19 protein-coding genes are annotated in these 21,401 nt (G+C 71.0%); 6 read left to right on the top strand and 13 right to left on the bottom strand.

All coding sequences use genetic code 11. The annotated features are described in order from the left end of the window. The first annotated feature begins 25 nt into the window (after positions 1–25). The 4 genes from ACZ64A_RS00445 to ACZ64A_RS00430 all read left to right on the top strand — a co-directional run bounded on the left by ACZ64A_RS00445 (position 26) and on the right by ACZ64A_RS00430 (position 4,836). A complete protein-coding gene (locus ACZ64A_RS00445) occupies positions 26–1,288 on the top strand; it encodes a citrate/2-methylcitrate synthase (protein ID WP_469807205.1) in 1,263 nt (420 codons plus the stop codon). 79 nt (positions 1,289–1,367) lie between these two features. Further along, positions 1,368–2,303 carry a sucrase ferredoxin gene (locus ACZ64A_RS00440; protein ID WP_469807204.1) on the top strand — a complete coding sequence of 312 codons (936 nt, stop codon included), beginning with the start codon at positions 1,368–1,370 and terminating at the stop codon, positions 2,301–2,303. A 176-nt stretch (positions 2,304–2,479) separates the two neighbouring features. After that, positions 2,480–4,159 carry an ATP-binding protein gene (locus ACZ64A_RS00435; protein WP_469807202.1) on the top strand — a complete coding sequence of 560 codons (1,680 nt, stop codon included), beginning with the start codon at positions 2,480–2,482 and terminating at the stop codon, positions 4,157–4,159. Then, positions 4,156–4,836: a response regulator gene (locus ACZ64A_RS00430; RefSeq protein WP_469807200.1), complete on the top strand. Its 681-nt coding sequence runs from the start codon at positions 4,156–4,158 to the stop codon at positions 4,834–4,836. Before ACZ64A_RS00435 ends, ACZ64A_RS00430 begins: the two co-directional genes overlap by 4 nt. 96 nt (positions 4,837–4,932) lie before the next feature. Here the strand turns inward: ACZ64A_RS00430 and ACZ64A_RS00425 are convergent, their stop codons facing one another. The 3 genes from ACZ64A_RS00425 to ACZ64A_RS00415 all read right to left on the bottom strand — a co-directional run bounded on the left by ACZ64A_RS00425 (position 4,933) and on the right by ACZ64A_RS00415 (position 7,778). Then, entirely contained in the window at positions 4,933–6,003 is a 1,071-nt protein-coding gene (locus ACZ64A_RS00425) for an ABC transporter substrate-binding protein (RefSeq protein ID WP_469807198.1), read from the bottom strand. Positions 6,004–6,109: 106 nt separating this feature from the next. Next, complete coding sequence (locus ACZ64A_RS00420) at positions 6,110–6,973, bottom strand: ABC transporter permease (protein ID WP_469807196.1); 864 nt, start codon at positions 6,971–6,973, stop codon at positions 6,110–6,112. Continuing rightward, positions 6,963–7,778, bottom strand: coding sequence for an ABC transporter ATP-binding protein (locus ACZ64A_RS00415; RefSeq protein ID WP_469807194.1), 816 nt, complete (start codon positions 7,776–7,778; stop codon positions 6,963–6,965). The genes ACZ64A_RS00420 and ACZ64A_RS00415 overlap by 11 nt, the downstream gene beginning before the upstream one ends. 161 nt (positions 7,779–7,939) lie before the next feature. On the opposite strand from ACZ64A_RS00415, the gene ACZ64A_RS00410 reads away from it, so the two are divergent. Continuing rightward, positions 7,940–8,632, top strand: a complete 693-nt coding sequence (locus tag ACZ64A_RS00410) for a response regulator (RefSeq protein WP_469807193.1) — start codon at positions 7,940–7,942, stop codon at positions 8,630–8,632. A 113-nt stretch (positions 8,633–8,745) separates the two neighbouring features. Here the strand turns inward: ACZ64A_RS00410 and ACZ64A_RS00405 are convergent, their stop codons facing one another. The 7 genes from ACZ64A_RS00405 to ACZ64A_RS00375 all read right to left on the bottom strand — a co-directional run bounded on the left by ACZ64A_RS00405 (position 8,746) and on the right by ACZ64A_RS00375 (position 16,408). Next, complete coding sequence (locus ACZ64A_RS00405) at positions 8,746–9,288, bottom strand: GNAT family N-acetyltransferase (RefSeq protein ID WP_469807191.1); 543 nt, start codon at positions 9,286–9,288, stop codon at positions 8,746–8,748. 72 nt (positions 9,289–9,360) lie between these two features. Next, positions 9,361–10,953, bottom strand: coding sequence for a solute symporter family protein (locus tag ACZ64A_RS00400; protein WP_469807189.1), 1,593 nt, complete (start codon positions 10,951–10,953; stop codon positions 9,361–9,363). Next, positions 10,950–11,498 (bottom strand): DUF485 domain-containing protein, encoded by a 549-nt coding sequence (locus ACZ64A_RS00395; RefSeq protein WP_469807187.1) that lies wholly within the window; start codon positions 11,496–11,498, stop codon positions 10,950–10,952. The genes ACZ64A_RS00400 and ACZ64A_RS00395 overlap by 4 nt, the downstream gene beginning before the upstream one ends. A gap of 52 nt (positions 11,499–11,550) precedes the next feature. Further along, the gene (locus tag ACZ64A_RS00390) at positions 11,551–12,255 is read right to left on the bottom strand and encodes a response regulator transcription factor (protein WP_469807185.1); all 705 of its coding nucleotides are present in this window, start codon (positions 12,253–12,255) and stop codon (positions 11,551–11,553) included. Beyond that, positions 12,252–13,403, bottom strand: a complete 1,152-nt coding sequence (locus ACZ64A_RS00385; RefSeq protein ID WP_469807183.1) for a sensor histidine kinase — start codon at positions 13,401–13,403, stop codon at positions 12,252–12,254. Before ACZ64A_RS00385 ends, ACZ64A_RS00390 begins: the two co-directional genes overlap by 4 nt. Continuing rightward, positions 13,400–13,924 (bottom strand): DUF1453 domain-containing protein, encoded by a 525-nt coding sequence (locus tag ACZ64A_RS00380; protein WP_469807181.1) that lies wholly within the window; start codon positions 13,922–13,924, stop codon positions 13,400–13,402. Before ACZ64A_RS00380 ends, ACZ64A_RS00385 begins: the two co-directional genes overlap by 4 nt. A gap of 360 nt (positions 13,925–14,284) precedes the next feature. Then, positions 14,285–16,408 (bottom strand): DNA gyrase/topoisomerase IV subunit B, encoded by a 2,124-nt coding sequence (locus tag ACZ64A_RS00375; RefSeq protein ID WP_469807179.1) that lies wholly within the window; start codon positions 16,406–16,408, stop codon positions 14,285–14,287. Between the two features lie 443 nt (positions 16,409–16,851). Between ACZ64A_RS00375 and ACZ64A_RS00370 the strand changes: the two genes are divergently transcribed. Next, a complete protein-coding gene (locus ACZ64A_RS00370) occupies positions 16,852–17,082 on the top strand; it encodes a DUF7455 domain-containing protein (protein ID WP_103783682.1) in 231 nt (76 codons plus the stop codon). A 208-nt stretch (positions 17,083–17,290) separates the two neighbouring features. On the opposite strand, the gene ACZ64A_RS00365 is transcribed toward ACZ64A_RS00370, so the two are convergent. The 3 genes from ACZ64A_RS00365 to ACZ64A_RS00355 form a co-directional block, all read right to left on the bottom strand. Then, entirely contained in the window at positions 17,291–18,118 is an 828-nt protein-coding gene (locus tag ACZ64A_RS00365; protein ID WP_469807177.1) for a S1 family peptidase, read from the bottom strand. A gap of 134 nt (positions 18,119–18,252) precedes the next feature. Next, positions 18,253–19,800, bottom strand: coding sequence for an RNA polymerase sigma factor (locus tag ACZ64A_RS00360; RefSeq protein WP_469807175.1), 1,548 nt, complete (start codon positions 19,798–19,800; stop codon positions 18,253–18,255). Between the two features lie 652 nt (positions 19,801–20,452). Further along, on the bottom strand, positions 20,453–21,337 hold the full coding sequence (locus ACZ64A_RS00355) for a FadR/GntR family transcriptional regulator (RefSeq protein WP_469807173.1): 885 nt from the start codon (positions 21,335–21,337) through the stop codon (positions 20,453–20,455). Between the last annotated feature and the right edge of the window lie 64 nt (positions 21,338–21,401).

The following is a 21,401-nucleotide window of genomic DNA, read 5'->3' as shown; positions in this document are numbered from 1 at the left end:
AGAGGGGACGGCTACGGTGACCCCCATGCGTGACCATGAACCCCACCCCGGCCATCCGGGACGGCGACTGACCACCAAGGAGGCCGCCGAACTCCTGGGCGTGAAGCCCGAGACCGTGTACGCGTACGTGAGTCGCGGTCAGCTCAGCAGCCGCCGCGCTCCCGGCGGGCGGGGCAGCAGCTTCGACGCCGCGGAGGTCGAGGCGCTCGCCCGGCGCAACAGCAACAGGCGCGAGAGCGCAGGCGGTTCGGGGTCCGGTGGCGAGCTGTCCGTCCGCACCCGGATCACCCTGATCGAGAAGGACCGCTACTACTTCCGCGGCGTCGACGCGACCGACCTGGCCGCCCGGTACTCCTACGAGGAGATCGCCGAGTGGCTGTGGACCGGCCGGCTGCGCCCCGGTGTCACGTTCAAGGCCCCGGAGGCGTCCGTTGCGGCGGCCCGCCACGCCGTGCGCTCCCTGCCCGAACACGCCGGCCCGGCCGACCGGTTGCGGGTCGCAGCGATCGCCGCGGCCGCCGAGGATCCCCTGCGTTTCGACCTCTCCGAGGAAGCCGTGCTCGGCACCGCGCGGATCCTCATCCCCACGCTGGTCGCCGCCCTCGCCCCCGCGCACCGCTCCCCCCTCGGGACCGGGCCGCTGGCCCACCGCCTGTGGGCCGCGCTCACCGTCCGGGAACCCGACGAGGCCTCCCTGCGCACCCTGGACGCCGCGCTCTGTCTCCTCGTCGACCACGACCTGGCCGCCTCCACGCTCGCCGTCCGCGTCGCCGCCTCGGCCCGCGCGCACGCCTACGCGGCCGTCTCCGCGGGCCTCGGCGTCATCGAGGGGCCCCTGCACGGCGCGGCCAGCGGGCTCGCCCACCGGCTGCTGCAGGAAGTGCTCGACGAGGGCAACGCCGGTCCGGTGATCGCGGAGGAGCTGCGCGCGGGGCGTCGTGTCCCCGGGCTGGGCCACCGGCTCTACCCCGGCGAGGACCCACGCGCGCGTGCCCTGTTCGCCCTGCTGGAACAGGTCCCGCAGGCCGAGCCCGCCCTGGCCGCCGCCCGCGACATCGTGGCCACCACCGCCCGCCACGCCCCGCTGCACGCCAACGTCGACCTGGCGCTGGCCGTGTTCACCGTCGCCCACGGGATGCCGCCCACGGCCGGCGAGACGATCTTCGCGGTGGCCCGTATCGCCGGCTGGATCGCGCACGCCCTGGAGGAGTACGCGGAGCGCCCGCTGCGGATGCGCCCGAGCGGGCACTACGTGGGGCCGAAACCGCCACAGCCGTTGCCGGAGTGAACCCGCGGGTACTCGGCCGGACCAGGACACGGACGCGGCCGGAAGTCACGCCATGCGAAGTCAGGTTAGGCTCACCTCTGTGAGTACGTGCGCGACCGTCTCGCGGGCCCTCGACGAGCCCGTTTCCGGAACCGCGGCCACGGCGACGACCTGGCTGCTGCTGGAGCAGCCCGGCCCGTGGGGCGCCAAGGCGCTCGTTTCCAGCCACCTGGACCCGGCGCTGGGCCGCGCCCTGGAAGCGGCCGCCGAGGGCACCGGTGTCCGCATCGCACTGATCCGGCGCCCGGGCCGCCACGCCGACCTCGGCACGCCGGACGTACGGCAGGTGTACGCCGCCCACACGGTCCCCGGGAACGTGTGGCTGCACGGCGCCGCACTCACCGCCCCGCACCGCCTGCTCGACCTGGACTTCACCGCGCTCGGCCAGGGCGACCACACCGGCTTCGACACCGTTCTCGACGGCGGCCCGAACACCGGCGGACCGCTGGCACTGGTGTGCACCAACGGCAAGCGCGACCGGTGCTGCGCGCTGCTCGGCCGGCCCCTCGCCGCCGAGCTCACGGCCTCCGGCGTGGCGGGCGTCTGGGAGGTCACCCATCTGGGTGGACATCGTTTCTCGCCGACGGTGCTCGTGCTGCCGTACGGCTACGCCTACGGCCGGGCGCAGGCGCACGCCGTCAAGGAGGTGCTGCACGGCGTCCAGGAGGGCCGGATCGTGGTCGAGGGCTGCCGGGGCGCGTCCGCCTGGGAGCGGCCGGGTCAGGCGGCCGAGCTGGCCGTGCGCAGCGTCGTGGGCGAGTACGCCGCGCAGGCGCTGCGCGTCGTGCGGACGGACGGTGCGGCACCGCACTGGGAGGTGCTCGTCGCCCACGTCGACGGCCGCCGCTGGCGGGTCGCCGTCGACCAGGGCGAGGGGCTGCCGCCGCGCCCCGAGAGCTGCGGGACCGCGGTGCTGGGCACGCCGGCCCGGATGGACGTCGTGGCCGTGGAGGAGCTGACGGCGACGGGCGGCTGAGGGTCCCGCCCCGACTTCGTCCTGAGCATCTGGCCGACTCATGATTGATCGCGTCAACCATCTGCCTTGATTCGTTCAGTGAAGATCTGCGATCAAGGGTCAGGTCAAGCGCGGGTCAAGAGATCCAGGCCACACCCCCTACGGTTCAGCCGTCCCCGCCACGTACCGTCATGGGTATGAGCCCCACTCCCCCCGCACGCCGTCTGCGCCTCGGGCTGCCGCGGCGGGTGTTCTCGCAGGTGCTGCTGATGCAGGTGGCGATCGCCGCGGGCGTCGCGGTGCTGGCGACCGGGCTGTTCCTCGCGCCGCTCAGCCACCAGCTGGACGACCAGGCGATGCGCCGTGCCCTCGCCATCGCGCAGACCACCGCGCAGCAGCCGCAGATCGCGAAGGACCTGCAGACCACCGCGCCCAGCGTCCACGGCCCGGTGCAGGCGGAGGCGGAGCGCATTCGCAAGGCCACCCATGCCGAGTACGTCGTGATCATGAACGAGCACGGCTACCGCTGGTCGCACACCGACACGAAGCAGATCGGCCGGCACGTCTCGACCGATCCCCGCGACGCGCTGGCCGGCCAGGAGGTCATGGAGATAGACAACGGCACCCTCGGCCGTTCCGCCCGCGGCAAGGTGCCCTTGCGCGACGCGAGCGGGCACATCATCGGGGCGGTGTCCGTCGGTATCGCCTACGACAGTGTGCGGGCGCGGCTGATCAGCGCGATCCCCGGCCTGCTCGCCTACGCCGGCGGGGCGCTGGCCGTGGGCGCGCTGGCCGCCTGGTTCATCTCGCGGCGCGTCCAGCGGCAGACACGGGACCTGGCGTTCTCCGACATCTCGGCGCTGCTCGCCGAGCGCGAGGCGATGCTGCACGGCATCCGCGAGGGCGTCGTCGCCCTGGACCGCGCCGGCCGCGTCCGGCTGCTCAACGACGAGGCGCAGCGCCTGCTGGGCGTCGGTGAGGAGGTGGTGGGGCGCTCCCCCGACGAGGCGCTCGGCGAGGGACGTACGGCCGACGTGCTGGCCGGACGGGTCACCGGCACCGATCTGCTCACCGTGCGCGGGCACCGGGTGCTGGTGGCCAACCGGATGCCCACGGACGACGGCGGCGCGGTGGCCACCCTGCGCGACCGCACCGAGCTGGAGCAGCTGGGCCGCGAACTGGACTCGACGCGCGGTCTGATCGACGCGCTGCGTGCCCAGGACCACGAGCACGCCAACCGCATGCACACCCTGCTCGGCCTGCTGGAACTGGAGATGTACGACGACGCCGTGGAGTTCGTCGGGGAGGTCGTCGGCGACCACCGGGCGACCGCGGAGCAGGTCACGGAGAAGATCCAGGACCCGCTGCTCGCCGCCCTGCTGGTGGGGAAGGCGACCGTGGCGGCCGAGCGCGGCGTCGCCCTGTGGATCTCGGACCGCACCCGGTTGCCGGACCGCCTGGTGGACCCGCGGGGGCTCGTGACGATCGTGGGGAACCTGGTCGACAACGCGCTCGACGCCGTCGCGGGAACGCCACACGCGCGCGTGGAGGTCGAACTGCGCGTCGAGGACCGCACCGCGGTGCTGCGCGTCCGGGACACCGGGCCCGGTGTCCCGGAGGAGCAGCGGGAGCTGGTGTTCACGGAGGGCTGGTCCACCAAGAAGCCGCCGGCGCACGGCAAGCGCGGCATCGGACTCTCCCTGGTGCGCCGGCTGGCGGAACGGCAGGGCGGCAGCGCGACGGTGGCCGAGGCGGAGGGCGGGGGCGCGCAGTTCACGATCGTGCTGCCGGAGGCGCTGGCCGAGCCCGACCTGGAGCTGCAGCCCGCCCGGGCGGCCGCGCCGGCGGACACGGCCGTCGAGGAGGACGCGCGATGATCGAGGTCCTGGTCGTGGACGACGACGCCCGGGTCGTCCGGGTCAACTCCGCCTACGTGGCGAAGGTGCCCGGTTTCCACGTCGCCGGTGAGGCGCACAGCGCGGCGGAGGCGCTGCGGCAGGTGGAGGAGCTGCCCCGCCTGGACCTCGTCCTCATGGACCACTACCTGCCCGACGAGACGGGTCTGGAGGTCGTCTCGGAGATGCGGCGGCGCGGCCACCAGACGGACGTGATCATGGTGACGGCGGCGCGGGACATCGCGACGGTACAGGCGGCGATGCGGCAGGGCGCGCTGCAGTACCTGGTCAAGCCGTTCGCCTTCGCGGGCCTGCGCGCCAAGCTGGAGGCGTACGCGGAGCTGCGCCGCAGGCTGGACGGCGGCGGCGAGGCGGAGCAGGCGGACGTGGACCGGATCTTCGGCGCGCTGTCCGCGTCGTCGGAGCCGGGGCTGCCCAAGGGGCACTCACCGAGCACGGCGGAACTGGTCCGGCAGGCGCTGATGAACGCCGACGGGCCGCTGTCGGCCCAGGAGATCGCCGAGCGGACGGGACTGAGCCGGCAGACCGCGCAACGCTATCTGAAGCTGCTGGAGCGCACCGGACGCGCGCGGCTGACGCTGAAGTACGGCGACGCGGGCCGCCCGGAACACCGTTACGTGTGGGCGACCCGCGCCTGAGGCACGGCCGTGGGGCGATGGAAGGGGCCGTGCCCGCACAGGAGTACGGGCACGGCCCCCGGCCTTCTCGATCCCCGGTGGCGCTGCTCCCGGTCGTCAGCCGACCGCCTTCTCCACGAACTCGGTCGTGTAGGTCTTGGCGAGGTCGACCTTGGCGTTCTTGATGGTGGGGTTGAACGCCTTGAGCACCTTCTCGACGGTCTCGGGGCCCTTCGCCGGCATCACGCCGTCCTTGGTGAACATCGGCAGCGTGCTCTTGATGGCGGCGGCGTACAGGACCTTGTTGCCCTTCGAGTAGTCGGCGGGCATCTTGTCGGCGATCTCGGAGGCGCTGTGGGTGGACATCCACTTGAGCGTCTTGACGAATGCATTGGCCAACTTCTGGACGGTGTCCTTGTGGCCGTTCACCCAGTCCGTCTGCATGTACAGACTGGACGACGGGTACGGACCGCCGAGCGCCGCCTGCGAGCCCTCGGGCGTACGCATGTCGATCAGCACCTTCCCGGCGTTCTTGTCCAGGATGGTCGCGACCGTGGGGTCGGTCGTCATGCCGCCGTCGATCGCGCCCTGCTGGAGGGCGGAGATGAAGGTCGGTCCGGCACCGACGGCGACCGGCGTGAAGTCGCTGACCTTCACCCCGTTGGTGACCGCCAGGTACTTGGTGAGGAAGTCGGTGGAGGAGCCGAGACCCGTGACGCCGAGCTTCTTGCCCTTGAAGTCCTTGGGCGAGGTGATGTCCTTCTCGGCCTTGGTGGAGACGACCTCCACCTCGCCCGGCGCGTGCGAGAACTGCACGACGGACTCGACGGACTTGCCCTTCACCTGCAGGTCGAGCGTGTGGTCGTAGAAGCCGACGGCGCCCTGGACCTGGCCGGAGACGAGCGCGGTCTCGGCCTGCACACCGGCCGGCTCGCTCAGCAGCTCCACGTCCAGGCCCTCGGCGTCGAAGTAGCCGAGGCGCTGGGTGAGCATCGCCGGCAGGTAGATGACCTTGTCCAGGCCGCCGACCATGATCTTGACCTTCACGCCCTTGCCGTCACCCTTGCTGCCCGCGGCGGCGGAGGTGTCGGCGGCGTCGTTGGCGCAGGCGGTGAGCGAGGTGAGGGCGAGCAGGCCGGCGGTGGCCAGGGAGGCGTATCTGGCGATCCGACGAGGGTTCTTGCGCATGAGGGTTCACGTCCTTGGAAGTGGGCCGGGCGGCGGGGAGGGAGAGAGGCGCAGGGGCGCGGGGAGAGAGGCGCAGGGGCGTGGGAGGGGCGGTGACGGACCGGCGTCAGCTGTCGGAGCGCGACGGCTTCCAGCGGAAGATGCGCCGCTCGGCGAAGGTCAGCAGCCCCTCGGCGAGGAGGGCGACGACGGCCAGGATCACCATCGCCGCATACACACCGGCGGCGTTGAAGGTGCCCTGCGACTGCGCGACGAGCAGGCCGATGCCCTTGGTCGCGCCGATGTACTCGCCGACGATGGCGCCGATGAGGGCGAAGCCGAAGCTGACGTGCAGGCTGGTGAAGATCCAGGACGTCGCCGACGGGATGACCACCTGAAGGGTCACCCGGCGGTTGCTCGCACCGAGGATCCGGGCGTTGGCCACGAGGTTGCGGTCGACCTCGCGGGCGCCCTGGAAGGCGTTGAAGAACACCGGGAAGAAGACCAGGACGACGGCGGAGGCCACCTTCGAGACCGGGCCGAGGCCGAACCAGATCACGAAGATCGGGGCCAGGACGATCCTGGGTATCGAGTTGAGCACCTTGATGTATGGACCAAGGACATCGGCGAGGAAGGCGATCCGTCCGAGGGCGATACCGAGCACCACACCGGCGATGACTCCGACGACCCATCCGACGAGCGCCTCGTAGAGGGTGTACCAGATCTGCTCGCCGAGGGAGCCGAGCGCCGTCCCGTGCAGGACCCAGGTGGAGATCTGGTCCCAGATCTGCGAGGGCATCGAGAAGTTGAACGGATCGATGACCTTGGCGCGGGAGAACGCCTCCCACAGACCGAGCACCGCGACCAGCAGCAGGGCACGGACGGCCGTGACGACGACTTTGCGTCTGCGGGCGGCACGCGCGCGTGAGTGCGCGCGGTCCGGGGTCTTGGCCGTGTCGACGACCGGCGTGCTGAGCACCTCAGGCGACATGAGCGGCGCCCCTCTCACGGGTGATGCGCACCTCTTCGCCGAGGCACTCCCAGATCTCCCGGTAGATCTCCAGGAAGCGCGGTTCGAGGCGCACCTCCTCGACCTTGCGGGGCCGCGGCAGGTCGATGTCGAAGACCTGCTTGACGGTGGCGGGACCGGCCGTCATCACGACGACCCGGTCGGCCAGGGCGATGGACTCCTCCAGGTCGTGCGTGACGAAGACGACGGAGGCACGCGTGCCCTCCCACAGCTCCAGCAGCTCGTCGGACATCAGGGCCCGGGTCTGCACGTCGAGCGCGGAGAAGGGCTCGTCCATCAGCAGGATCTCGGGGTCGTTGACGAAGGTCGCGGCGAGGGCGACCCGCTTGCGCTGGCCTCCGGAGAGCTGGTGCGGATAGCGGTCCTCGAAGGCCGCGAGCCCGACCCGGGCCAGCCAGGCGCGGGCCTTCTCCTTCGCCTCGGCCTTCGGCACACCGCGGAAGCGGGGGCCCGCCATGACGTTGGACAGCACCGTGCGCCAGGGGAAGGTGGCGTCCTGCTGGAAGACGAAGCCGACCTTGTCGCCGACGCCGCGCACCGGCTCACCGCCGACCAGAACCTCGCCCTCGCTGGGCTCCTCCAGGCCGCTGACCAGCGTCAACGTCGTCGACTTGCCGCAGCCGGTGGGGCCGACGACGGCCACGAACTCGCCTTGCCGGACAGTCAGGTCGAGATCCCTGACGGCCGTGTGCAGACCACCGGACGGCGTCCGGAAGGTTTTGCCTGCGCCCCGCAGTTCGATGGCGGGGCTGGTGTCTGTGCTCATGGGCCGGGACCGTAGATGTGGCGGGTGCCACAGCAGCAGTCTTGTGAGCACATGCGTTTCTTTTGCTTGCAACAGACTGTTGTGCTCGTTTTGCTCGCGCTACAACAACGGAGCCGAAACACGGGCGTAACGCCCGCCTGGCCTTGACAGAAAGAGGCCCGATGATTGACGTCCTGGTGGTGGACGACGACTTCCGTGTCGCCGAGATCAACGCCAAGTACGTGGGAAAGGTTCCCGGCTTCCGGGTGGCCGCCCGCGCACACAGCGCTGCCCAGGCCCTGGCCGCCGTCGAGCGCGGCGGGATCGACCTGGTGCTGCTCGACCACTACCTGCCCGACCAGACGGGCCTGCAACTCGTCCACCGGATGCGCCAGCAGGGCCACGGCACCGACGTCATCATGATCACGGCGGCCGGCGACGTCACGACCGTGCAGACCGCCATGCGTCTCGGCGCGCTGCACTACCTGGTGAAACCGTTCACCTTCGCCGCGCTGCGGACCCGCCTGGACTCCTACGCCGCCCTGCGCCGCACCGTGGACCGGGTCGGCGGCCGAGGCGTCGCCGGCCAGGAGCAGGTCGACCGCATCTTCGGCGCCCTGCGCACCGCCCCGGTGCCGTCGTCGCCGGGGCTGCCGAGCGGTCACTCGGAGCCCACCACGGACCTGATCTGCTCGGTGCTGCACCGCTCCGACCAGCCGCTGTCGGCCCACGAGGTCGCCGTCCGCACGGGTCTGAGCCGTTCGACCGCCCAGCGCTACCTGCGCCACCTCGAACAGGCCGGCCGCCTGCGGCTGTCCCTGAAATACGGCGACACGGGCCGTCCGGAGCACCGGTACGCGTGGGTGGCGCCGTAGAGGCAGACCCTCGCCCGTTTCGCGTTACCGGGGACCTGACCCTTGCGGCCGAGGGGGCCGCCTTACGTCGTACTCGCTGACCGCGCCTCGTGCTCGCGCGCGATCCGCGCGGCCTACGCCTGCCCGGCGGGCTTCCACTCCCGGGCGAGGAGCCCGAGCAGCACCTCGTCCAGGAACTCGCCCATCACCCAGGCCGAGGAGCGCAACACGCCCTCGCGGACGAAGCCGTTGCGCTCGGCGGAGCGCAGCATCGCGGCGTTGTCCGCCAGCGTCTCGATCTGCAGCCGCTGCAGACCGCGTACGACGAAACCGTAGTGGCACAGCACCGCCACGACGTCCGTGCCGTAGCCCTTGCCGCGGGCGGAGGGCAGCAGTCCCAGCCCGATGTGCGCGGAACGGCTGTGGTTGTCGATGCCCCACAGCGTCGCCATACCGACGAGCGTGCCGCCGTCCAACTCCACGACGGAGAAACGGACATTCGACTCGTCCTTGTCGTCCGAGACGAGCCGCGCATCCTCCGCGCCGGGCGTCGTGGGCCGCCACGGTCGCCCTTCCGCACGCGCCGACGTGAGCACGTCGTCGAGGAGCTCGGCGCGCAGCACCGGGATGTCTTCCTCGTGCCGGGCCCTGAGCCCGACCTTGCTGCCCCTAAGCATGCGATCTTCCTATAGGGCTGCGCCGGCCACGGCAACCGAATAGACGCGCCGGCGTCCGGTGAAAGGGCAGCCCTAGGCGGCTCCCGCACCGGTCAGTGAACGCACCTCGGTCTCCGCGTGCTTGGCCTCGTCCGGGACCTCCCTGGAGGTGACCGTACCCAGCCAGCCGGCGAGGAAGCCCAGCGGGATCGAGACCAGACCGGGGTTCTCCAACGGGAAGAACTGGAAGTCGACGCCCGGGAAGAGGGAGTTCGGGCCGCCGGAGACCACCGGGGACAGGATGACGAGCAGTAGGGCGGGGACCAGTCCGCCGTACACGGCCCACACCGCGCCGCGCGTGGTGAAGCCGCGCCAGAACAGCGAGTAGAGCAGCACCGGCAGGTTCGCGGATGCCGCCACGGCGAAGGCCAGCCCCACCAGGAACGCCACGTTCAGGTCACGGGCGAGCAGCCCGAGGGCGATCGCGACCACGCCGATGCCGACAGCGGCGGCCCGGGCGACGGCGACCTCACTGCGCTGCTTGCCCGTACGGCGGCGCAGCGAGGCGTACAGGTCGTGGGCGACGGAGGCGGACGAGGCCAGCGTGATGCCGGCGACCACGGCGAGGATCGTCGCGAAGGCGACGGCGGTGACGACCGCGAACAGCACCGTGCCTCCCGTGGAGTCGAGGCCGCCGCCCAGGTCGAGCGCCAGCAGCGGCACCGCCGTGTTTCCGGCCGCGTTGGACTGCCGTACCGCCTGCGGGCCGACGATCGCGGCGGCGCCGAAGCCGAGGACGATGGTCATCAGGTAGAAACCGCCGATGAGCCCGATCGACCAGATCACCGAGCGGCGGGCGGCCCGGGCCGTGGGCACGGTGTAGAAGCGGGACAGGATGTGCGGCAGTCCGGCCGTGCCCAGCACCAGCGCCAGGCCGAGGCTGATGAAGTCCAGCCGGGCGGTCCAGTTCGCGCCGTAGCGCAGCCCGGGGGCCAGGAAGGCGTCTCCGTGCCCGCTGCGGTCTGCGGCCGTGAGCAGCAACCGGTCGAAGTCGCCGTGGAAACGGACGAGGACGAGCACGGTCAGTGCGACCGTACCGCCGAGCAGCATGACCGCCTTGACGATCTGGATCCATGTGGTGGCCCGCATCCCTCCCAACGACACGTAGATCACCATCAGTGCGCCCACACCGATGACGGTCCAGGACTGCGCCGCCCCGCTCGTACGCCCCAGCAGCAGGGCGACCAGACTGCCCGCGCCCACCATCTGCGCCACCAGATACAGAACGGACACGGTGACCGAGGAGGTTCCCGCCGCGATCCGCACGGGCCGCTCCCGCATACGGGCCGCGACCACGTCCGCGAGGGTGAACCGCCCGCAGTTGCGGACCAGTTCGGCGACCAGGAAGAGCACCACCAGCCATGCCACGAGGAAGCCGACCGAGTACAGCAGGCCGTCGTACCCGTACAGCGCGATGAGTCCGGAGATGCCGAGGAAGGAAGCGGCCGACATGTAGTCGCCGGAAATGGCAAAACCATTTTCCATCGGGGAGAAGAGCCGACCCCCGGCGTAGAACTCCTCGGCAGAACCGTGGCGGTGGCGGCTCACCCAGGTCGTGATCGCCAGCGTGACGAGGACGAACACGCTGAACAGCGCCAACGCCAGCGTCTGGTGGTTTCCGGTCATACGGCACCGCCTCGGGCCCCGCGGGTCATCTCCTGGGTGTCCCAGCGCAGTTCCAGCGCGGCCCTGTCCCGGCGCAACCGGGCGTGACGCGCATAGGCCCAGGTGAGCAGGAACGTGCTGAGGAACTGACCGAGGCCGGCGACCATCGCCACGTTCACCGCACCCACCACCCGGTGTGCCATGAAGGCGGGCGCGGCCGTCGCCGCCACGACGTAGCCGACGTACCAGAGGAGGAAACCGGCGACCGCGGGCACCACGAACCGCCGGTAGCGGCTGCGGACCTCCTGGAAGGCCGCGCTGCGCTGCACTTCGAGGTAGACGTCGGCCGCCGCCACGTGCGTGCGCTCCCCGCGCGCGGGCGGCACGACGGCGGCCGTCGCCGTGCCGTCGACCGACTCGCCCCACCCCGAGGCGAGCGCGTCGTACCAGGGGTCGTCGTGCCGGGCGCCCTCGGGAGTGCCGACGGCAGAGGGGGCGGGGCGTTGCTCGTGCGCGGCGGAACCGTCTGGACCGCCCCCGCGTGGACGACCGTTGCTTGACTGCATGTCCAAGGATGGACAGAACGGGAAGATCCCTGACTCTTCTTCCCTCAGCTCTTCACCCCATCAGGTGACTTCCCCCGGCCGGCGGCCGCGCCAGCCCCTTCGCGTACGCATAACGCACTGCCTGCGCGCGGTCCTTGAGACCGGTCTTGGCGAAGAGGTTGTTGATGTGGGTCTTCACCGTCGCGGTGGACACGTGCAGTCTCTGGGCGATCTCCTGGTTGCTGAGGCCCTCCGCGATGAGCAGCAGCACCTCCGTCTCCCGCACGGTGAGACCGTCCGGCGGTGCCTCGGCAGGCGTCTGCTGCCGGGGCTCGGGCCCGGACAACCGCTCGAGCAGGCGCCGCTGGATGCTCGGGGACAGCCCGGCGTCGCCGGACAGCACACTGTGCACGGCCCGCACGATCTCGTCCCCGCCCGCGTCCTTGGTCAGATAGCCGCGTGCACCCGCGCGCAGCGCCGGGAACAGGGAGTCGTCGTCGGCGTAGGTCGTCAGCACCACGACCTGGGTGCGCGGATGCTCCGCGCGGATCCGCCGGGTGGCCTCCACCCCGTCGCAGCGGGGCATGCGCAGGTCCATCAGCACCACGTCGGGGTCCAGTTCCGCTACGAGTCTCACCGCCTCGTCCCCGTCTCCCGCCGCGCCGACGACCTCGACACCGGGCAGCAGGCCCAGCAGCATCACGATGCCTTCCCGGACGACGGTCTGGTCGTCGGCGACCACGACCCGGGCCGACACCGTCTCCTCCCCCTCGGTCATACCGGCACCTTCAACGTGACCACGAACCCTTCCTCGCCCGGCCCGGCGTCGAGCGATCCGCCCAGCAGCTCGGCCCGCTCCCGCATCCCCAGCAGACCGTACCCGCCGCCCGACCCGGTCAGCTCCCCCGCTCTGCCCCCCGAGTCCCGTACCCGCAGGGCCACTTCGTGCTCGGAGTAGTCCAGCCGCACCTCGACCTTGGCCCCGGGAGCGTGCTTACGGACGTTCGTCAGGGCCTCCTGGGCGACCCTGCGCACCGCCTGCGAGGCCTCCGCCGGCAGCGGTCGGCTGTCACCCGAGACGGTGACCTCCGCGCCGTCGGTCTGCCTGACCAGCTCTCTGAGGAAGTCCTCCACCGGGGTCATTTCTCCGCGCAGCGCGGAGAGCGCCTGCCGGGTCTCGGCGAGCCCCTCCCTGGCCATGCCGCGGGCCGCCACGACCCGTTCCAGGATCTGCTCGCGGTCGGCGCCGCGTTCGACGAGCAGCCGGGCCGCCTCCAGATGCACGAGCTGGGCGGAGAGGCTGTGGGCGAGCACGTCGTGGATCTCCCGGGCGATCCTGGCCCGCTCCGCCAGGGCCGCCGACTCCGCCTCGGCAGCCCGGGCGGCACGCTCCTGCGCGAGCAGCCGCTGGGCGTTGCCGCGGGCCTCGGCGTCCAGCCGCAGGGCGTACCCGCCGAGAGCCAGGCCGGCCGTCGTGACGAGCGTGGTCATCCACGCGTCGTTGTTGACGGTCGCGTACGCCTGGAAGGACAGCCAGGTGACGGGCAGCGCCGCCGCGAGGGGCAGCCGCTCCAGCGCGGCCACGCCGCAGCCGCACCAGATGACCAGGGCCGGCACCTTGAATTCGGTGGCCTGCGCGCCGACGGCGAGCGCCACGAGCAGCAGACACAGGACGACGGATGGGACGAGCCGGTGGGCGAGCGTGGTCCGGTAGAACGCCCAGCCGGCAGCGGTGGCCGCCAAGACGACCCCTGCGGCGGCGGCGATGCCCCAGCCGTGGACATGGCCGCCGGTGAAGGAGCTGTACAGCAGCGCACCGATCGCGACGAGCCTCACCGCCCAGGCGAGCAGGCGCCGGGCCCGGGAGATGCCCTCACTGCCCAGCGCTTCCCGGGAGGGCCAGCGCGTCCAGGCGTTCTCCGTCACACGCGTTCCTTCCGGGCCGGGCGGATGATGTCGTCACCGTACGCCGCGGCGGGGCCGGCCCCCGGGGGCAGGGACCGGGCCCGCACGACCAGGATCGCGGAGCGGACGAGCAGCGTGCACGCGAGGCCGAGCAGGAGGGCGGAGCTGTTCTGGTGTATGCCCAGCAGCACGCCGAGGCCGATGAGTCCCAGGCGCAGGGCGACGCCGGCGGCCCAGGCCGCCCCGCTGGCCTTGGTGCTCTTGCTCCACACGGTGCCGTCGCTCTCCGTCCACATGCGGGTCGTCCAGGCCCAGCCTGCGCCGGTCGCGGCGGCTATGAGGAGTTCCGCCGCGAGCAGCGCCACGGATCCGGCGCGGTGGTTGGCGTCCAGCAGACCCGGCGAGCGCAGCGCCATGACCCCGAGGACGACGGGCACCAGCCACCAGCGGCGGTCGGCGCTGACGCGGCGGGCGCTGAACTGGCGCACGATCACCAGCACGGCGACGGCGACCATCACCAGCACATTGACGAGCCCGGACATGCAAGCCTCCGTGAGCGGAAAGAGGACCGGCGGCGGGGTGCCGACGACGCCTACGAAGCTACGGAAAAACCCAGGTCGGACGGATCGGAGCGGGGGTGGAAAAGCGGGTGGAACCGCGGCGGGCGCTTTCTCCACCCACGGGTGGAGAGCAGACGATCGGTCGGGAGCGGTCGCCGTCCGCGGAGCGGCTCGGGCGAGGCGGGGCAGACCGGATCGGGCGAGGCCGGGCAGACCCCGGGGCCCTTGGCCGGACGCGGGTCACACGTCCGGCCAAGGGCCCCGGTTCGTTCAGCCAGGCCAGGTCGCTCAGCTCGTTCGGCTCGTTCAGGCCGTCGGAACCGCCCGAGCCCAGCGCAGCGGTCAGGCGTCGATGCGGGAGCGGTCCAGCGTCGCCGCCGAGCTGGAGATGAACTCCTTGCGGGGGGCGACGTCGTTGCCCATGAGCAGGTCGAACACCTGCTCCGCCGACTCGAGGTCGGTGAGGTTGATCCGGCGCAGCGTTCGGCGGCGCGGGTCCATCGTCGTCTCGGCCAGCTGGTCGGCGTCCATCTCACCGAGACCCTTGTAGCGCTGGATGGAGTCCTTGTAGCGGATGCCCTTGCTCTGGAACTCCATCAGCTTGTCCCGCAGCTCGCGGTCGGAGTACGTGTAGACGTACTTGTCCTGGCCCTTCTTCGGCTGGACCAGCTCGATGCGGTGCAGCGGCGGCACGGCGGCGAACACCCGGCCCGCCTCGACCATGGGCCGCATATAGCGGTGGAACAGGGTCAGCAGCAGCGTGCGGATGTGGGAGCCGTCGACGTCGGCGTCGGTCATCATGATGATCTTGCCGTAGCGGGCCGCGTCGAGATCGAAGGTCCGCCCGGAGCCGGCTCCTATGACCTGGATGATCGCGCCGCACTCGGCGTTCTTCAGCATGTCGGTCACGGACGACTTCTGGACGTTGAGGATCTTGCCGCGGATCGGCAGCAGCGCCTGGAACTCGGAGTTGCGGGCGAGCTTGGCGGTGCCGAGCGCGGAGTCGCCCTCGACGATGAACAGCTCGCTGCGCTCGACGTCGTCGCTGCGGCAGTCGGCCAGCTTGGCGGGCAGCGAGGACGACTCCAGGGCCGTCTTGCGACGCTGGGCGTCCTTGTGCTGGCGCGCGGCGATACGCGTGCGTGCCGCGGCGACGGCCTTCTCCATGACCACCCGGGCCTGGGCGGCGGCGTCGCGCTTCGTGGACGTCAGGAACGCCTTGAGTTCCTTGGTGATCACGTTGTTCACGATGCGGCGGGCCGCCGAGGTGCCGAGGACCTCCTTGGTCTGGCCCTCGAACTGCGGCTCGGCCAGCCGCACGGTGACGACCGCGGTGAGGCCCTCCAGGGCGTCGTCCTTGACGATGTCGTCCTCGGCGACGCGCAGCAGCTTCTTGGCGCGCAGGACCTCGTTCATCGTCTTGGCGACGGCCTGCTCGAAGCCGGCGACGTGGGTGCCGCCCTTGGGCGTGGCGATGATGTTGACGAAGGACTTCAGCGTCGTGTCGTAGCCGGTGCCCCAGCGCATCGCCACGTCCACGCCGAGCTCACGGGTGACCTCGGTAGGGGTCATCTGGCCGTGCTCGTCCAGGACCGGGACGGTCTCCTTGAAGGTTCCCTGGCCGACGAAGCGGAGGACGTCACAGACGGGCTTGTCGCTCGCCAGGTACTCGCAGAACTCGCTGATGCCGCCGTCGAAGCGGAACGACTCCTCGCCCTTGCTGCCGCCCTCGCCCAGGCCGTACTCGTCCCGGACGACGATGGTGAGGCCCGGGACCAGGAAGGCGGTCTGGCGGGCACGCTGGTGCAGCGTGTCGAGGGAGAGCTTGGCGTCCTTGAGGAAGATCTGGCGGTCGGCCCAGTAGCGCACGCGCGTGCCGGTGCGGGTCCTGGGGATCTTCTTGGCCTTGCGCATGCCGCCCTTGGCCTCGAACTTCGCGTCCGGGCCCTCGCCGGCGAAGGCACCGGGGACGCCGCGGCGGAAGCTGATCGCGTGCGTGTGGCCGGCGCGGTCGACCTCGACGTCCAGCCGCGCGGACAGGGCGTTCACCACGGAGGCGCCCACGCCGTGCAGACCGCCGGACGCCGCGTAGGAGCCGCCACCGAACTTGCCGCCGGCGTGCAGCTTGGTCATGACGACCTCGACACCGGACAGACCGGTCCTCGGCTCGACGTCCACGGGGATGCCGCGGCCGTTGTCGCGCACCTCCACGGAGCCGTCGTCGTGGAGGATCACCTCGATGTGGTCGCAGACGCCGGCGAGGGCCTCGTCCACGGAGTTGTCGATGATCTCCCAGAGGCAGTGCATCAGGCCACGGCTGTCGGTGGACCCGATGTACATGCCCGGACGCTTGCGCACGGCCTCGAGCCCCTCGAGGACGAGCAGGTGCCGCGCGGTGTAGTTGGATCCGTCCCGCTCTGCTCCTGCCAGCAGCGCTGTGGACGACACGGACGTCTCGGCGGTCACGCGGTTCGCTCCTCGCTGAATTTCAGATGGGGCCCTTATGGGTAAGGGGCCGGCTTCGGTCACCGGTGAGAGGGTACCGAGGCCTGGTAGAGCCGTTGTAACGCCACCCTCGTGCTCGGATCAGAGTAGTGCAGGGTCGCATGCTTGTTCGATCCCTCGTTGGGGTGAAGTGCACATCACGTTCCCTGGGAGGCATGAACCGTTTAGGCTCCGGGCACGTCCTCATGAACAAACCGGCAATCCAGCCGGGAGGGCGAACCATGACCGACCGAGCGAAACCGTAGGACACGACAGACACGCAATACGGCACATTCGCCGCCAACCCGGCAGCAGCCAGCCGCCTCGGAGATTTTTTTCGAGGAAAAGCCGCGAGCGGGAACGTTTTGGGGCTGGTTGGATGTTGACCCTGGTACGACAGCTCGTCGAGCTAGAGAAGAGGCGACGTGACTACTGTTCTGACTTCCGCGAGCCCGCTGACGGCCGCTGATCGCTGCGACCGCTGCGGCGCCCAGGCGTACCTGCGCGTCGTCCTGCTGAGTGGCGGAGAACTGCTCTTCTGCGCCCACCACGGTCGCAAGTTCGAGCCGGAACTCAAGAAGATCGCCGCTGAGATACAGGACGAGACGGAGCGGCTGACCTCCGTTCCGGCATCCGCCTCCGAGGAAGAGCGCTGACCGAAGAGCGCTGACCCTGCGCGACCACGACGAGCGAGCTCCGGCACAGGCCGGCGGCACGGGCGGCCGTCCCCCCAAGGGGGCGGCCGCCCGTCCTTGTCGCGGTACAGAGAAGCGGCCAGGGCCCCTCAGGGCCCCTCAGCCGAATCAAGGGTGGTGAGGCTCCGCGCGGAGGCCCTCAAGGGCTGCACGGGCCCTTCCATGGCCGTCACCCGCGGTGGAGCGTCCGTACGACCTCGGACACCCGCGTATAGACGCCCGGGCTCCCCGCACGTCCGCAGCCGCTCCCCCACGACACCAGGCCGATCAACCGCCCCTGGGCCACCAGCGGGCCGCCGCTGTCGCCCTGGCAGGCGTCCCGGCCTCCGGACTGCTCACCGGCGCACACCATGCTCTCGGCGTTGTACGTGCCGTCGCCGCTGCCCGGATACGCCTGCTCACAGAGCGCGTCCGACAGGACACGCACGGGCGCGGCCCGCAGACTGGCGGCATAGTCTCCCGCTCCTGTGATGTCACCCCAGCCGTAGACCATCGCGCGCGTGCCGGCGGCGTACGCGGGGTCGCCGTCGGCGGCCATGGCGATCACGGCGCTCTCGGGCAGGGGCCGGGAAAGGGTGAGGACCGCGAAGTCGCCGGCGTTGCTGCCGGCGTCGTAGCCCGGGTTCACCCAGGTCTCGCGGACCGGGATCTCACTGCCCTGGTCCGACAACAGATGTGTGCGCCCGGCGATGACCTTGAAGTCCCGCAGCCGCTCCGGCGGCCCGCCCAGGACGTCCTCGCCGAGGCAGTGGGCGGCGGTGAGCACGGCGGTGCGGCCGATCGCCACGCCGCCGCAGAACTGCCCGGCCCGCGTACCCCCGAACCGGTCACGGCTGGACAACGCGACCGTCCAGGGACTCTGCGCGACATCGACGGGGAAGCCCCCGACCACCACACTGTCGGCGGAGGCGGGGGCGGCGGACATCAGCGGTATGGCCCCTGCGGCAGCCGCCAGGACCAGCGGCCGGATCAACGCGCGGGCAAGGGAACGACGCATGCACACTCCTCACTCGGGGTTCGCCATGGAACACCCAGAGTGATCCAGCTCGGGTCGCCCCGCACCCGCTGCACCATGGAGAAGGCCCGGCTCCCTCACGGGAGACCGGGCCTTCTGCGTCGTACGACCGCGACCTAGTCGAGGTAGTCGCGCAGCACCTGGGAACGGGACGGGTGGCGCAGCTTCGACATCGTCTTGGACTCGATCTGACGGATGCGCTCGCGCGTCACGCCGTACACCTTGCCGATCTCGTCGAGGGTCTTCGGCTGACCGTCGGTGAGACCGAAGCGCATGGAGACGACGCCCGCCTCGCGCTCGGACAGGGTGTCCAGGACGGAGTGCAGCTGCTCCTGCAGGAGCGTGAAGCTGACGGCGTCGGCGGGGACGACCGCCTCGGAGTCCTCGATGAGGTCACCGAACTCGCTGTCACCGTCCTCACCCAGCGGGGTGTGCAGGGAGATGGGCTCGCGGCCGTACTTCTGGACCTCGATGACCTTCTCCGGGGTCATGTCGAGTTCCTTGGCCAGCTCCTCCGGGGTGGGCTCGCGGCCCAGGTCCTGGAGCATCTGGCGCTGCACACGCGCGAGCTTGTTGATGACCTCGACCATGTGCACCGGGATACGGATGGTGCGGGCCTGGTCGGCCATGGCGCGGGTGATCGCCTGACGGATCCACCAGGTGGCGTACGTGGAGAACTTGTAGCCCTTGGTGTAGTCGAACTTCTCGACCGCGCGGATCAGACCGAGGTTGCCCTCCTGGATCAGGTCCAGGAAGAGCATGCCGCGGCCGGTGTAGCGCTTGGCCAGGGAGACCACCAGACGGAGGTTGGCCTCCAGCAGGTGGTTCTTGGCGCGGCGGCCGTCCTCGGCGATGATCTCCAGCTCGCGCTTGAGCTTCGGGGCGAGCTTGTCGGAGTTGGCGAGCTTGTCCTCGGCGAATAGACCCGCCTCGATGCGCTTGGCGAGCTCGACCTCCTGCTCGGCGTTGAGCAGGGGGACCTTGCCGATCTGCTTGAGGTAGTCCTTGACCGGGTCGGCCGTGGCGCCGGCCGCGGCGACCTGCTGCGCGGGCGCGTCGTCCTCGTCCTCGTCGGAGAGGACGAAACCGGCACTCTCGGTGCCCTCGGGCTCGTCGCCGACCTTGGCCTCCTCGAGGACCTCTTCCTCGATGAGCTCGGCGTCGTCCTTCTTGCCGGCCGCCTTCTTGGCCGTCGCCTTCTTGGCGGGGGCGGCCTTCTTCGCCGCCGCCTTCTTGGCGGGGGCGGCCTTCTTCGCCGCGGCCTTGTTCTCGGTCTCGGCTTCCTCGGCGGGATCGGCTGCGGGGTCGGCCGGTACCGCCGGGGCAGCCGCGGTCGTGGCGGTGGCCTTGCGGGTGGTCACCGTCTTCGCCGCGACCGTCCTGCTGGCGGTGCGCTTGGCCGGGCTCTTCGCTGCGACGCTCTTGCGGGTGCGCTTGGGCTCTGCGGCACTGACCATCAGCGTCACACCCTCTTCCTCGAGGATCTGGTTGAGGCTGCGCAGTACGTTCTTCCACTGAGTGGCCGGGATCTGGTCAGCTTCGAAGGCCCGACGCACATCGTCGCCGGCGATCTGCCCCTCAGCCTTTCCCCGCTCGATGAGCGCCATGACAGAGACGGACTCGGCAATCTCCGGCGGGAGCGTACGGGATGTGCTGGCCGACACGAACAACCTCTCGGAACGTTGGAAAACGGCTTCCGGCCCCGTCCACTACGGACAGGAGCCGACCACCGGCTTGGGGATGGGCCGACGGCGCGGGCGGGCGCCGGGAAGATGCACAGCGCCTTGAACGGCGTCCGTATTCCCTCCGCGGCTGTCACCTCTTAGGTCATCGCGTTGTTTCCATGAGCGTTACGCCCAATCTTCGTGGCCCGAGTCACACCCCGTAAGCGCTCAAAAACGGTCAGACACGGGCACACATGGTCACCTGTACCCGTGAGCGACGCGCCGAATCCCCGTTCGCCAGGGGTTCATGGGCCCTCCCCGGCATCGCCGGGTCGGCCGGCAGTCACGGACACCGCCCGGCCTGGGGCCGGGGGGACCCACTGGACCGATCTTCAGGCGCATGCACGGCAGGCGGAGGGCCTACCGATCGACAGTCGCGGACTCCGCCGCGTCCGGTCGGTGACCGCGGGCACCGCTCCAGGGGGATCGGCAGCCCCGTCGCCTGCACCTCACCGCCGGATCCGGCGAGCCGCCCGGCCGCCGGTCCCCGCGCCTCCTGCTGGGGCTGCGGGGACCGGCGTGGCGGCGGACGGCCGGGGGATGCCGCAGGAGGGGGGCGGCATCCCCCGGCCGGGCCGTCCGCGGAACGGGGTCAGTGTTCGCGCGGTGCGGGCACCACACGCTCCACCTCGGGGTGGACGGTGAGCAGTTGCCGCATGGCCGTCTCGGCAGCGGAGCCGTCGGCGGCGGCGAGGGCGTCGACGATCCTGCCGTGCAGCGCCAGAGACGCCTCGTTCGGCCGGTCGCAGCCGGTGACCGGGCCGCCGGAGACCTGCAGCGCCGCGGAGACGATCCCGGACAGGTGCTCGAGCATGCGGTTGCCCGCGATCTGGATCAGCAGGGTGTGGTACTCGGCATCGGCGCGGGCGAAGGTCAGCGCGTCGCCCTGCGCCAGGGCGTGCCCCATGATCTCGACCATGTCGGCCAGCCGCTGCTGGATGTCCTCACGCCCGTGCCCCGCGGCAAGACGCGCGGCCAGCGGCTCGATCGTCCAGCGCAGCTCGTTCAGCTCACGACGCTGGTCGTCACGCTGCGGCCCGAACGCGCGCCATTCGATGATGTCCGGATCGAGAAGGTTCCAGTCGCTGACGGGGCGCACGCGCGTGCCCACGTTCGGGCGGGCGCTGACCAGCCCCTTGGCCTCCAGCACACGGAGCGACTCGCGCACGACGGTGCGGGAGACCTCGAAGCGCTGGCCGATCTCCTCGGGCACCAGAGGGCGGTCGGCGCCCAGGTCACCGGAGACGATCATCTGTCCCAGCTGCTGGACGAGTTGGCCGTGCAGCCCGCGGCCGCGGTTGCCCGCGGACCGCCGGCCCACCCGGCCCAGCTCGGGGTCCGCTCCTTCCCAGACGGGCGCGCCCACGCGGTCGGCGTGGGCCTCGGCGTAGGGATAGCGGTCGAGTTCGCCCGGGCCGGCGAGGCCGGAGTCGGCGGAGCGGGCGGCGGTCATCATGGTGTGCGCAAGGGTACTCACGGATTCCTTTCTCGGCGCTGCTCTCAACTCCCTTGAGGGCTTTGGTGAAAAGCACACGAAAGGG

This window comes from Streptomyces sp. NPDC104814, from assembly GCF_055583185.1.
This window is presented reverse-complemented; position numbering and strand designations above follow the sequence as displayed.